Annotated in this window: 12 protein-coding genes; 8 read left to right on the top strand and 4 right to left on the bottom strand. The window is 33.4% G+C overall.

The window, feature by feature from the left end; all coding sequences use genetic code 11:
• Positions 1-102: 102 nt before the first annotated feature.
• From A8B35_RS20365 to A8B35_RS20350, 4 genes are all read right to left on the bottom strand, one after another.
• On the bottom strand, positions 103-798 hold the full coding sequence (locus A8B35_RS20365) for a DUF2490 domain-containing protein (protein WP_075603821.1): 696 nt from the start codon (positions 796-798) through the stop codon (positions 103-105).
• Between the two features lie 126 nt (positions 799-924).
• Entirely contained in the window at positions 925-1,347 is a 423-nt protein-coding gene (locus tag A8B35_RS20360) for an SPOR domain-containing protein (RefSeq protein WP_075603820.1), read from the bottom strand.
• Between the two features lie 131 nt (positions 1,348-1,478).
• Positions 1,479-2,180 carry a response regulator transcription factor gene (locus tag A8B35_RS20355; RefSeq protein WP_139314958.1) on the bottom strand — a complete coding sequence of 234 codons (702 nt, stop codon included), beginning with the start codon at positions 2,178-2,180 and terminating at the stop codon, positions 1,479-1,481.
• Positions 2,181-2,293: 113 nt separating this feature from the next.
• A complete protein-coding gene (locus A8B35_RS20350) occupies positions 2,294-3,325 on the bottom strand; it encodes a sensor histidine kinase (protein WP_075603819.1) in 1,032 nt (343 codons plus the stop codon).
• A gap of 323 nt (positions 3,326-3,648) precedes the next feature.
• On the opposite strand from A8B35_RS20350, the gene A8B35_RS20345 reads away from it, so the two are divergent.
• From A8B35_RS20345 to A8B35_RS20315, 8 genes are all read left to right on the top strand, one after another.
• On the top strand, positions 3,649-3,837 hold the full coding sequence (locus A8B35_RS20345; RefSeq protein WP_075603818.1) for a hypothetical protein: 189 nt from the start codon (positions 3,649-3,651) through the stop codon (positions 3,835-3,837).
• Between the two features lie 90 nt (positions 3,838-3,927).
• Positions 3,928-4,863, top strand: a complete 936-nt coding sequence (locus tag A8B35_RS20340) for a DUF362 domain-containing protein (RefSeq protein ID WP_075603817.1) — start codon at positions 3,928-3,930, stop codon at positions 4,861-4,863.
• Positions 4,864-4,894: 31 nt separating this feature from the next.
• Complete coding sequence (locus A8B35_RS23090) at positions 4,895-5,758, top strand: 4Fe-4S binding protein (RefSeq protein ID WP_083634596.1); 864 nt, start codon at positions 4,895-4,897, stop codon at positions 5,756-5,758.
• Positions 5,751-6,419: a 4Fe-4S dicluster domain-containing protein gene (locus A8B35_RS23085; protein ID WP_083634594.1), complete on the top strand. Its 669-nt coding sequence runs from the start codon at positions 5,751-5,753 to the stop codon at positions 6,417-6,419. The genes A8B35_RS23090 and A8B35_RS23085 overlap by 8 nt, the downstream gene beginning before the upstream one ends.
• Positions 6,420-6,467: 48 nt before the next feature.
• Positions 6,468-7,724, top strand: coding sequence for a nickel pincer cofactor biosynthesis protein LarC (gene larC, locus A8B35_RS20330; RefSeq protein WP_075603816.1), 1,257 nt, complete (start codon positions 6,468-6,470; stop codon positions 7,722-7,724).
• Between the two features lie 84 nt (positions 7,725-7,808).
• Complete coding sequence (gene larB, locus A8B35_RS20325; protein ID WP_075603815.1) at positions 7,809-8,570, top strand: nickel pincer cofactor biosynthesis protein LarB; 762 nt, start codon at positions 7,809-7,811, stop codon at positions 8,568-8,570.
• 112 nt (positions 8,571-8,682) lie between these two features.
• Positions 8,683-10,959, top strand: a complete 2,277-nt coding sequence (locus tag A8B35_RS20320) for an inorganic phosphate transporter (protein WP_075603814.1) — start codon at positions 8,683-8,685, stop codon at positions 10,957-10,959.
• Positions 10,960-11,655: 696 nt separating this feature from the next.
• Positions 11,656-14,406, top strand: coding sequence for a TonB-dependent receptor (locus A8B35_RS20315; RefSeq protein ID WP_075603813.1), 2,751 nt, complete (start codon positions 11,656-11,658; stop codon positions 14,404-14,406).
• Positions 14,407-14,435: the final 29 nt, after the last annotated feature.

Raw genomic sequence — 14,435 nt, 5'->3', positions numbered from 1 at the left:
CATGTTAAATATCGCATGTAATAATTATTACCTTATTCAATAGGCAATAATCTTGCCATCAGAATTATAATTAAGTTTTACGGAGCTACTTATGCTATTGGATTAGTTATTATCGAAGAAGTTTAATTTTTGTGTTATAAAAAACTGTAAACGATTATGAGAAGTGGCATCTGAATAATTGATTCTCATATAGCCTCCTTGTAAATGGGTACTTTCGGTTATTTGGTAGCCCAACATTGCATAGGTTCTATTTTGGCTTAGGTTTAAGCTTGGTTTAGTATTTAGAAGTATTTCGTTACCAATGGTTGTAAAAAATACGCCTTTCCCCATTTCTTTGGCATTTAATGGTATCCCAAGTTGCAGACGATACCTTGCGCGTTGTTCGTTTGTGTTTTCTAAAAACCTAAATTCATATCTGTATCTATGTTGAAAGTTTACTCTTCCAACCTTATGTTTGGCAATTGCCTGAAGTGTTGTTCTAAACTCTTCATTCTTTGTTTTATCTTCCTTGTTTTCGGTGTAGTTATAACTCATATGGTATTCCTGACCAAGTCCAACTTGAAAACTTGGGTGAATATTATAACTAAAGAATGGTCTAAAGAAAACGTTTTGATTGTTTGATATCGGTTCGTAGGTTCGCCATTGACCTTCAACAAATAATTCAGTTTTGGGGCTAAAATTGAAGAAGCCATTATAAACATACCAAGATCCTAACTTATCATTACCTTGGGCTAATACAGATGTTGTTATAGACAACATTATAAAACTTAACGACAGTTGCAGTTTGTAGTTCTTCATTGTAATAAGTTCTTTATTTTTTTTGTGAATTTTTTATTGCAACAATAATTAAGCCTAGTTTGTGTTTATTATAATAAAAAAAGCCTGTTAGAAATTAATCTAACAGGCCCCTAGTATTTCTTTATCCTATTTTATAAGTAACCAAACATCTTGATTATTTGGTAATTTTCTTTCCATTGATAGTTCATTAAAAGCTTCATCTCTATCACTAAAACCTTTATACGATACTTTATAGAACTCTTGATTTTCTCGGGAGTGTCTTACTATTACCTCAGAGTCAAAACCTTGTTCAGTTAACTCGTCACGCAATTTATAAGCATTACTTTCTTTCTCAAAAGAACCAATAATTAAAAAGTATTTATTAGGTTCTACTGGTTTTGGCTCCTCATAAACAGGTTCCTCAATAGGTTCTTCTGGGATTGTATCTTTAACAACAACTGGCTTTTTAACTACTTCTTTTTTAACTTGTTTCTTAGCTTCTTTTTCACTCTCTCCACATGAAGTGATAATTAAAACAAGGGCTATTGATAGGAGCAGGATTTTATTCATGAGTCTGTAAAATTAGTGAATCGCCTAAAAATATAAATTATTTAATATAATAATGGATTTTTTTTTACTTATTCAGCAAAAAAAAGCATTCTAATACAAGAATGCTAATTTTATTTTATGAATTGTTTATTTTATTCAACGAACTTATATCCTACCCCTTTAATGGTTTTGATATGGTTTTGGCCAATTTTTTCTCTAACTTTTCTAATATGCACATCAATAGTTCTATCACCTACAATAATACTATCGCCCCATACCGAATTATATATTTCATCTCGTGTAAACACTTTATCAGGCTTAGAAGCTAAAAGCATCAATAACTCAAACTCTTTTTTAGGAAGTACAAGTTCTTCGCCTTTATTAATGATAACATACTTTTCTCTGTCGATAGTTAAATCTCCTATTTCAATAATGCTGCTTTGAACATTATCATTTGAAGAACTTTCAGGTTGATATCTTTTTAAAAGAGCTTTAACTCTTGATATCAATACCTTTGGTTTTATAGGTTTTGAAATGTAATCATCAGCACCAGCTTCGAAGCCAGCAATTTGCGAATAATCTTCATTTCTTGCTGTTAAAAATGCAATAATGGCGTTTTTTAAAGATGGAATCCTTTTAATTTCTTCACAAGTTTCAATGCCGTCCATTTCAGGCATCATAACATCTAAAATAATTAAGTGAGGTAGTTCTTTCTTGGCTACTTCAATGGCAGCACTTCCATTTTCTGAGGTAAGAACGTGGTAACCTTCTTTTTTTAGGTTGTAACTTACAAACTCTAATATATCTGGCTCGTCATCAACCAGTAAAATCTTATAACTATTCGCTTCCATCATATTTTTGGCGCATTATTTATCGGCATGAAATTACATAAAACAATTTATATTACATTTCGATACCTTTATTATAACGTGAAATTATCGTTAATTAAAGTTTTTAGTATCCTTACTTAACCTTTTTCAAGGGTTACAGTAAAGCTTGTTCCTTTACCAAACGTACTTGTAACATTAATTGTTTGATTGTGTGCTTCTATAATGTGTTTTACAATTGCTAAACCTAAACCAGTGCCACCTTGCTGACGCGATCTGCTTTTATCAGCTCTGTAAAAACGTTCAAAAACTCGTGGCAAATCAGCTTCTTTTATACCGGTACCATTATCTTTTACTTCAATAAGGTATCTATTATCCATATCGTAGAAGTTAATGCTGGTTTTTCCTCCTGTTTTACCGTAATTTATAGAGTTAAGAACTAGATTACTTACTACCTGAAAAATTCGCTGTTTGTCTGCATTTACTAATAATTGCTTTTGGCCTGCTTTGTTTAGTTTTAAAGTAATATCTCTATCCTTAGCTCGAATATCTTGCATATCATATACATCTTCAATGAGCTGAAATAAGTTAAAGGTTTCTTTTTTAATTTCTAACTCACCTGCTTCTAGTTTAGATATGGCTTCAAGATCTTCAATTATACTGATCATTCTATCAATACTTTTTTCTGTTCTATTTAAGTACAGCATATTGATATTCGGATCGTCAATGCCTCCATCCATTAAGGTTAAAATATAACCTTGTATATTAAATATTGGTGTTTTTAATTCGTGTGATACATTACCTAAAAACTCTTTTCTATATTTTTCGGTTTGCTTTAATTCTTGTATTTCTTTGGTTTTACCTTGTATCCAATCTGCCACTTCGAGCGATACTGTTTTTAAGGGTTCACTGTTGGATAGGTGCTGAAAATCAGGAGTACCAGCATTAAAGTTGTGTATGGTTTTATAAATGGGTTTAATTTTGGTATTTATATAACTCTTTATGGAAAAGTGTGTGTAAATTGCAAAAATACCAATTGAAATAGGAGTAGATATCAATAAGGAAATCACAATGTTGCTTGAGAAATAATTAATTAAGAAAAAGAGAATTGTTATGGTTGAGTAAACAAAAGTAGTTATAGTAGTTACTCTTTTTAATGTAATATTTCGCATATTTTAAATAGGTAATAGTGTGTGTTTTGTAGTATACCTTATGAACAAGCAAATGTATAAATTAGAAATAGATTTAATGTTAATTGAAAATGAAATAAGAATATATTAATAAGAATAGTTACAATTTACTTAGACTTATTTTATATTAGAAATATATTTTATTTTAAGTTGATAATTCCATTGAATTTGTTGCAAATTACTTGCCAAATTGTTTTCGGTATAGATGTTGTTCTCAAGAATGTAAATGGGTTTATATTCTTATAATTTAGCTTAAATAAAGGAGATGTAAGTTTTAAACAATAATAATTTTAATAATTAATAAGATGAAGAAGATTAGCTTATCAACAATGTTTTTAGCGCTTTCAGCTGCTGTTTTTGCTCATGCAGGGCATAATCATTCAGAAATGAATAGTAATGAATTTTCTCTCCATTTATTATGGATTGCTGTTCCCGTTGTTATTGGAGTTGCTACTTTTTTTGTAATGAGAAAAAGAAAAAATGCTGAGCAGTAGATAATGATTAATACACATTACAGTAATTGGCCTTCTTGTATTTTACCCAGGAAAACGTGAAGGCTACACACAAATTAAATAAACTACACAATGGACAGAAGAAATTTTCTTAAAAAAGGTGCCACAGCAGCGGCTGTTTCAACAATTGCACCTCAGATAATAGGTGGTAACGAAGCAAATGCAGCCAATACAAGTGTTGAAAAAAGTGGAGAGTTAGTTGCTGTAATGGGAGATTCACCTTCTGTTATGCTTACAAAAGCTATTGAAGAATTAGGTGGTATTACCAAATTTGTAAAAGTTGGACAGAAAATAGTTATTAAGCCAAATATAGGTTGGGCAAAAGAACCCGAAATGGCTGCTAACACTAATCCTGAAGTTGTAGGTGCTTTAGTGAAACTTTGTAAAGATGCCGGAGCAAGTGAAGTTTTAGTTTTTGATCATACTTGTAATGAGTGGAACTCCTGTTACGAAAAAAGTGGAATTAAAGAAGCTACCGAAGCCAATGGTGGTAAAATGGTTCCGGGTAATAACGAGAAGTATTATAAAGAGGTAGATCTTCCCAAAGGGGTTTCTATAAAATCAACAAAAATTCATGAAGCTATTATTAATTGTGATGCATGGATTAATGTGCCCGTATTAAAACATCATGGTGGCGCCAAAATGTCGCTGTCTATGAAAAATTCTATGGGTATTATCTGGGATAGAAAAGTTTTCCATAAGGATGGTTTACAGCAATGTATTGCCGATTTAGCAACTTACGAAAAGAAGCCAATTTTAAATATTATTGATGCTTATAGAGCCATGACTCAAAATGGACCTCAAGGCAAAGGTGTTGAAGATACATTAGTTACAAAAGCACTATTCGCTTCTGCAGATCCTGTGGCTGTTGATACGGCAGCGGTTAAGTTCTTTGGGCAAATTAAAGACATGCGTTTAGAGGATGTAAAACACATTTCTTTGGCTGAGAAGCATCAATTAGGAACGCAAGATTTAAGTTCGGTTAATGTAAAAAGAGTGAAACTGTAAGTCTCAAATCCACATTAAATATTAGAACTTTATGATGCAAAAAATAAGACAAATTATTGCTGCAATAGTATTTGTACTGTCCACATTATACATTTGCGGAATAAGTGGATTTTTACCTGAATGGTTAAATCCAAAAATATTAGTCGAAATTCAATTAATACCTGCAATTCTCTCTGCTTCTTTTGTAACAGTTATTGCCTTAATCGCACTTACTTTTATTATTGGACGTGTTTATTGTTCTGCCATTTGTCCTTTGGGTATTTTTCAGGATTTGGTGATGCGTTTATCCAAGTGGATTAAAAAGAAGCGTAAAATAAAACGAGCAAAACCACACTATGCGCAAGCTAATAATGTATTACGCTATAGTATTTTACTTTTAACAGCCTTGTTTCTTTTATTTGGCAGTACTTATTTGGTATTATTACTCGATCCGTATTCTATTTTCGGAAGGTTTAGCGCAGCCATATTAACGCCAATCATCACATTTGTGAATAATATTTTTGCAAGTGTTGGAAATGCTGCAGGAAATTACACATTTAATTTTAAAGAATATCACCTTCCTACTTTTGCGGTTTTATCCACGGTTATTCTTACCATCGGAACCATAGTTTATTTAGATATAAAGTACAACAGACTTTGGTGTAATACACTTTGTCCGGTTGGTACAGCCTTAGGTTTGGCTTCAAGGCTTTCACTTTTTAGGATAACTATTAATAATGATAAATGTGTGGATTGTAAGGCGTGTGCTCGTACTTGCAAAAGTAATGTTATCGACCATTTAAATGATTACAAAGTTGATCACAGTAGATGTGTTTCGTGTTTCAATTGTATTGATTCTTGTAAAAAAGATGCTTTAAGCTTAAGTGTAATTAAAAAACGTGCTACTAATGATTGATTCAAAAAATAACCGTCGTGCTTTTTTTAAAATATCGATGGCAGCTTTGGGTGCTGGAGTGGCTTCCAATTCTTTACTAGCTTCAAATGTTGAAAATAAAACAAAATTATACCCTTTACCTCCAGGTGCAGTTTCTTTAGAAAGATTTAAAAGCAAATGCACCGCATGTCAATTGTGTGTTAACCATTGTCCAACTGGGGTGCTTAAGGCATCTCTGTTTGAGAACGGTTTAACAGGAATGATGCAACCCATATTGAAGTTTGATGTAGAACAGTTTTGTGAATATGAGTGCAAAACCTGTATCGATGTTTGTCCGAATGATGCTCTTGTAAAGCTAAGTTTAGATGAAAAAAAGGTAACTCAAATTGGCGAAGTACAACTAATTTTAGAGGAGTGTGTTTTAATTACTGATAACGAAGATTGTGGTGCCTGTGCAGAGCATTGTCCTACGGCAGCTTTAAAGATGGTTCCTTGGAAGAATGGTTTAACAAAGCCGAAAGTGGTTAATCCAGAGATGTGTATTGGATGTGGTGGCTGTGAGTCAATATGTCCTACAAATAAAAGAGCCATATTTATTGCAAGAAACGAAGTACATATTGAGGCAGATAAACCAAAGGTAGAAGTACAAGAAGAAGTTGAAATTGATGGTTTTGGTTTTTAAATTGAAGGCCAATTTGATCTGTTTCTAATAGATTGAAATATATATTTGATGGAAATTACATACAACTGCTTTGCAGGAATTAGTGGAGATATGAATTTGGCAGCAATGCTAGATTTAGGGATGGATTTGGAACTATTAAAGAAAGAGCTTTCAAAACTAGGTGTGGATGATGAATTTGAACTTCAGGTATATCCCGCTCAAAAAAGTGGTATTAACGGAACTCAGGTAAATGTTCTTTTAAAAAATCAAGCACACTCGCATCAATCGGGTGAACATAGCCATCATCATTCTCATGATGAAGAGCATCATCACCATGAACATTCGCATGATCATCACCACCATCACCATTCACATTCGCGTAATTATGCCGATATTGAAAAGCTAATTAATGCTTCTACGCTACACGAACAAATTAAAACGATAGCTAAAAATATATTTTGGGAAGTTGCCGTTGCCGAAGGTAAGGTACATAATAAGCCACCACACGATGTGCATTTTCATGAGGTTGGTGCTACCGATTCGATAGTTGATATTGTTGGAGCAGCCATTTGTTACCACCATCTTAATATTACGCATGTTACATCAACAGTTCCGGAATTGGGTGGCGGTTTTGTAAAATGCGATCATGGTAAAATGCCTGTGCCAGCTCCTGCTACAGTAGAAATATTTAGAGGTGTAAAATGCAGTTCGGGTGCTGTGGATAAGGAAATGACCACGCCAACGGGTGCCGCCATTTTAAAGGTGCTAACAAATGAATGGATTGCTCATCCAGAAATGGAAATTATCAGAACAGCATATGGTATAGGACACAGAACTGTTGAAATACCTAATGTTTTGAGGGTTTATGAAAGTAAGCGATCTGCTGAAATAAACCAGAGTAAGTCACTCATGATTGAATGTAACATTGATGATATGTCGGCCGAAGATTTAGCGATAGTACCAGATCTATTATTAAAATCGGGTGCACGAGATGCTTATTTATCTCCTATTGTTATGAAAAAAGGAAGGGCTGCAACTAAACTATCAGTACTTTGCTTAGCGCAAGATGCAGAAGTAATTGCCAATACTATTTTTGAACATACCACAACAATCGGACTAAGAAAATACCCTATAGATAAAATAGAATTACCCCGGGTTTCTAAAACAAAAGAAACACCTTATGGTGAGGTTAGATACAAGGAAAGCACGCTTCCGAGTGGAGAAAAAAGAATTAAAATTGAATTTGATGATTTAGAAAAGCTTGCGAAGGCAAATAATCTTTCAATTTCAGTTTTACGCACAAATACCAAAAACATCATCAAATGATAATATAAGTTAGATTTAGACTAATTGTTTTAAGTAGCTTAAATATGAAAACCCTTTTGTAAACTCCGTCTTTAAAAAATACTTATGAATCAAGCACATTTAACAAACTTGCTACAGCAGTTTAAAAATAATGAGTTACCCTTAAATGAGGTTTTAGAAGCTTTAAAAACCCTTCCTTTTGAGGATATTAACCATACGAAACTTGATTTTCATAGGGAACTACGCAATGGTTATCCTGAGGTTGTTTTTGGAGAGAATAAAACCATAGAACAGCTGATAGATATTGTTGCTAAAATGGAAGAACATCAAGTTAATTTATTGGCAACCCGTATTAGTGCTGAAAAAGGGAGTGCATTAAAATCGCAATTTCCGAAATCAGAATACCATTCCTTATCAAAGTGTTTTACCTATAAGTTTTCCCTTTCGAAGCCATTAAATGAAAATGAAATACTTATTGTAACTGCCGGAACCAGTGATTTAGCTGTTGCTGAAGAGGCGCATATAACGGCTCAAATGTTAGGGCATGCTGCCAATATTATTAGCGATGTTGGGGTGGCCGGAATCCATCGTCTTTTTGCTCAGTTAGACAGGATAAGAAAAGCAAAGGTTATTATTGTTGTGGCAGGTATGGAAGGTGCATTGGCAAGCGTAATGGGAGGATTAGTTGATGTGCCATTAATTGCAGTACCCACAAGTGTTGGTTATGGGGCTAATTTTAATGGGGTGAGTGCTTTATTGGGCATGTTAACATCTTGTGCAAATGGCATTACGGTTGTGAATATTGATAATGGTTATGGTGCAGCTTATGCGGCATGTAAAATTCTAGATTTAGATAAGGTAAAATAACTCAAAACTTTTTAAGTCAACTTAATAGTCTAATATTTAATATACAGTTCATATTACAAATCGAGTTTTATGAGGAATCCTTATATATTTGCACTCTAATTTTTGCGCATACATGGACCAAATTTATTTAATCGTATTTATTTTAGTATTACTTGGCTTTATCGACCTGATAGTAGGCCTTTCGAACGATGCTGTTAACTTTTTAAGTGCAGCTATTGGATCAAAAGTAGCTAAAAGGAAAGTAATATATTTGGTTGCTGGTATAGGTATTATAGCAGGATGCCTACTCTCAGGAGGCATGATGGAAGTAGCTCGAAAGGGCGTGTTTTATCCACAAAACTTTTATTTAACTGAATTAATTATACTATTTCTTGCCGTAATGATAGTGGATATCATTTTGGTAGATGTATACAATACATTCGGTTTTCCCACATCCACCACAGTGGCCATTATTTTTGAGTTACTGGGCGGAGCTTTAGCCATTGGCTTAATTGTAATTAGCGGAGATAATCCGAACAATTTAGTAATAAGCGATTTAATAAACACCCACAGTGTATTTATTATTGTAGGTGGTATTTTATTTTCAATTGTATTTGCATTCTTATCAGGGGCAATATTTCAGTTTATAGCCCGGTTAATATTCTCGTTTCGATACAAAAAACGTTTTAAGTTTTTATTTTCCCTAGTGGGAGCACTTGCCATTACAGCCATTCTTTTTATGGTAATAAAAAAGGAAGGTGCATTTGCCGATATCTTTTATGGCGATTTAGAGATGATAATCAACCAAAACCTAGTATTAGCTTTAGGTATTATTTATGCAATATCATTCCTTATCTTCTTAGTACTTTCTTTTGTATTCAATGCTGATATTCCTAAAATAGTAGTTTTCTTTGGCACGTTCGCATTGGCATTATCCTTTGCTGCCAACGATTTGGTTAACTTTATCGGAGTTCCTTTATCGGGTATCGAAGGGCTTATGGCTTTTGCTGAATCCGACATTACTGATCCGGCTTTATTTTCAATGAATATTTGGGGTTCGGGTTATCTTAATCAGTCACTTTTTCATAAAAATTGGTATCCGTTTATTTTCTTAGGATCGGGACTAGTTATGATGATTACTTTGTTTGTATCTCGTAAGGCGCGTTCTGTTACTGAAACCGAAGTTTATTTGGGCCGACAAGACTCGGGTTATGAACCCTTTGAGCCATCGCATACTTCAAGGGCCATTGTGCGTAATTACTTTATTTTTTACGAAAAGGTGAAGGCCGTTATTCCTGTTAAGGTAGCCAACGTTATTAGTAAGCAGTTTAAGCGCGATGAATTTGAGGAGGATATTAGTGATAATAACGACATAGTTTATTTTGATACAATTAGAGCCAGTGTAAATTTAGTTGTAGCAAGTATTTTTATAGGTATTGGTACTTACTTTCGTTTTCCATTATCAACCACTTTTGTAGTATTTATGGTAGCTATGGGTACTTCATTATCTGATCAGGCTTGGGGGCGCGATAGTGCTGTGTATCGTATTTCGGGTGTGTTATCGGTTTTAGGCGGTTGGTTTTTAACAGCCTTAATTGCCTTTATAGCATCGTTTTTAATTGTATTAATTTTGTGGTGGGGAAAACTATATGCCTTATTCCCTTTATTAGTTGCGGTGGGCTACGTACTTTATCGCACTACTAAAAGCCATAGAAAAGCAGAAAAAGAAAAGCATTTATTAAAAGTAGAAGCTGAAAAGCAGCTTATTAAAAATGTATCAAAGTTGGTTGATTTGGCTAGTGAGCGCATCAGAAAACAACTTTTAGAATCTTCAAAAATATTTATTCTTGTGGTTCAAGGTTTTGTTGATGAAAACTCAAAGCAATTAAAAGAAGCTACTGAAAGAATAGATTATTTAGACAAACTATCGCAGAGTACTAAAAAGGAATTGTTTAATAACTTCTCGTTTTTTGGAGAAGAACACTTTGAATCAAGTCACTTTTTTGTGCAAGCAATGGATTATATTAGTGAGTTGGTATCGGTATTAAAGCATCTTACAAAACCAATAGTTTCTCACGTTGATAACCATCATAAGGGTTTATCAAATTCTCAACAAGAAGATATATTATTACTTCTCGAAGAAATTACGGGTTTTTTTAATTACTTGGTTCACATCGAAAAAGAACACCGTTTTGATTCGATAGACGAAATTATCCAGCGTCAGCAATATTTAGGTGAGTTAATTATTGATTTACGTAAAAAGCAGATAAAGCGTATTATGGATGGTAATGGCAAAACACGAGGTAGCATTTTATTGCTCGAGTGTTATGCTGAAACCAAGAATCTGGTATTGTATACAATCAACCTAATAAAAGCACACCGCGATTTTTATCAAAGTAGCCAGAAGTAGTTTTTTATAATAGTTTACTTATTTAAGTACTATTAGGGGACTGCCTGGGCCTTATATGGTTTTATATATAGCCCACATTCTCCTCAGAGGCCATATATAGTTCTATTTATTGCTCTAATTTTTACCAGACACCAATATATAGTATTGTTTATTCACTAAATGATTGCCTGCAGCCATATATAAAACTGTTTATAGAGTAAATTCTTTCCGGATGGCCATATATAGTTTTATGTAGGCCTCCCCTTCTTTCCGCCTGCAAAATATAGTTTTGTGTAAACCTCAATAGAAAAGTGGCCTTAATATATTATTGTGTTATTTGTATATCAAATACATATTGCAACCTAAATCAATAGTATAAATTCTATCCCTATAATTGAAATAAATAGGATATCGAGTACCGAAGTAGTTCGATAAACGGCTTAATGTTATCAAATATTTAATTCAATATTACTTAAATGAATTCTTAACATTAATAACTTACCTAATAATAGCCCTAACCAATTAATATATAGCATGTAATAGTTTATTTCGATTAACCAATAATTCACACACCCTTAATATTTAATTAGCTAACAGTCCGTAATAGCACTCTATTTTTGCTTCCACTAATTAACAACTGATTCTTATCATTTTTCTTTTTACACAGGAAAGGAAAACAATTGAAGAAGTTGAATATGACTAAAAACACTTATTGGAATGAAAAAAAGTTTAATTGTTGCAGTACTGTTAACTATTTTGGGAATAGGAACAGGTTTTGCTCAACAAGGTTTTTTAAAGGGGAAAATCACCGATGCTAATACTGGGGAAGAATTAGTTGGTGCAGCAGTTGTTATTGATGGAACAACAATAGGAACAATCACAAACTTCATGGGTGAGTATGCCATGCCACCTATCGATGCAGGAACCTACAAAATAAGAGTTCAATATATCTCTTATGATCCACAGGTATTCGAAAACATCACAATCACAGCCGATCAAGAAACCGTATTGGATATTAAGCTTTCGCAAGCTACCATGGATATTCAAGAGGTTAGTGTGGTTGCCAAAGCAAACAGAGAATCAGAGAATTACTTAATGATGGAGCAACAAAAGGCTTCTATTATTAAAGAGAGTATTGGTGCAAAAAGGATGTCGGCCTTAGGGGTTTCTGATGCGTCAGATGCCACATCAAAAATATCGGGTGTTACTAAAAGTGAAGGCTCAGGAGACGTTTATATCCGCGGTTTAGGCGATCGTTACCTAACTACTACCTTAAACGGATTACCCGTTCCTTCTGATGATGTGGAAAAGAAGAATATCGATTTGAATCTCTTCTCAACAAACATCATAAAAAATGTAGGAATTAGTAAAACTTATAGCCCTGGGGGTTATGCCGATCAAACTTCCGGAATTGTTGATATTAATACCAAAACATCAGCAACAAAAATCACATTAGGTCTTCGTGGTGGTGTTAATTCAAATGTTATTAACGATGGAATATTTGGTAATTTCAGAGCTACTCAAAACTACGGCGATCAAACACTAGGTTACTACAGTGCACCTTATTCTACTAATGATGCCATTACACAACAAAGTTGGAATACTAGTGTAAAAAAGACGCCAGTAAACTATCGCATGTCTTTAGTTGGTGGTGGTAAAATTAATAAGCTATCCATTTTTGCTACGGTTTCGCAATCTGCTTCTTCCGATTATTATACCGGAGAATTTAAAAGCTACCGTTCTAATGTATTAAATACTGCTTTCGATGATGTAGAGCAATTTCAAACAGAGTATAATACCACTGCATTAGCTAGTTTAACTTATGATTTTAACATGAATCATTCATTAAGCTATAATAGTTTATTTGTTCATAAAACAACAGATATGCTTTATGAGCAAGGTAGAAATGAAAATGGTTATGTATATGATCAGGACCCTAAAGAAACAGAAGCTTTTGTGCGAGATCAAAACCTCAAGCAATCAAACATTGTGGTAAATCAATTACTTGGATCACATGCCTTAGGCGATAAAAATAAGGTAAAATGGGCTTTTGGTTACAATATGGTGGATGCTGAAGAACCAAACCGTATTCGTAATGAGGTGAATATTTTCGACGACTACTCTCAGTTTGCTCACGTAGGTGATTTTCAGCAACGCAAATCAACACAAGGAATTAAAGACAACGAACTGAACGGCTATATTAATGACGAATTAAAATTAGTAGACGAAGAAGATAAGTTAATGAAGCTGGATTTTGGAGCTAATTTTAGAAATAAAACCAGAGATTTTAATTCATTATTTGTAGGTGTTAAAGGTAAAGGAGTTCAATTTGAATCCATTGATAATATGGATGAAGTTTTATTGGATACTGATCTTTACGATAATGGATCTTTATTATTGAAAGATAGAGACCCTGATTTATATGAAGCTGAACTTTTAGTTTATGGAGGCTTTTTAAATTTTACATATGATGTTAATAAATTATCCGTTAACCTTGGTGCTCGCTATGAAGCTGATATAATAGATGTTAGTTGGGATGTTGCCAACTATATTAATAAAGAAACGGGTGAAACACGTATTGGTGCGGTAAAAAACACCTATAATAATATTTTACCAGCGCTTAACCTTAAATATGCATTAAACGATAAGAGTGCATTACGATTTGCGGCTAGTAAAACAATTACACTTCCTGAGTTTAAAGAGATTGCTCCTTTTGAATATGTTTCACCAACAGGACGTGTAACCAGAGGTAATCCTGAGTTACAGAAATCAGATAACTATAACTTCGATTTAAAATACGAAATGTTTCCAAGCAGAGGACAATTACTTTCAGCAACTGCTTTTTACAAGTTAATTAACGATCCAATTAATATGACGCAAACTCGCGGTTCGTCAGGTATCTTTTATTATGCAAACACCGGAGAAGAAGCAAATGTATATGGTTTAGAGCTTGAAGGCAGATTCGATCTTATAAAATCAGAAACCGAAGGAAAAGCAGGTTTAGATTTTACATTTAATGCCACTAAAATGTGGTTTGAACAAGATTTGCTCGAAGAGTTTCAATACAATAGTAAAACAACTAGCGATTTACAAGGAGCCTCAGATCTTATTTTAAACGGAAGTTTAAGTTTTAGTAATCACAAGCCTAAAGAATTTGTGGCCACAATTAGTGGAAATTACTCATCAGATAAGATATTTTCTCTCGGTTCTCCGGAGGATTTTACAGGTAGTGACCTCTATTTTAATAACGAAATTATAGAAAAAGGATTCGTTACGCTCGATCTTGTTTTAAGTAAAAAAATATCAAAAAGAGTATCGCTTCGATTCTCAGGAAAGAACTTATTAAATCCAACAATTAAACAAACTCAGTTAATAGAACCATTGAATGACGATGCGTCTAACGAGACCGTTTTATCATATAAGAAAGGTGTAAACCTAAGCTTAGGTTTAAGAATTGATTTGAATTAAATCCGATTAATCTATTTAATTAAACAGAA

It is taken from the genome of Saccharicrinis aurantiacus (assembly GCF_001660705.2).
Taxonomy (GTDB): domain Bacteria; phylum Bacteroidota; class Bacteroidia; order Bacteroidales; family Marinilabiliaceae; genus Saccharicrinis; species Saccharicrinis aurantiacus.
This window is presented reverse-complemented; position numbering and strand designations above follow the sequence as displayed.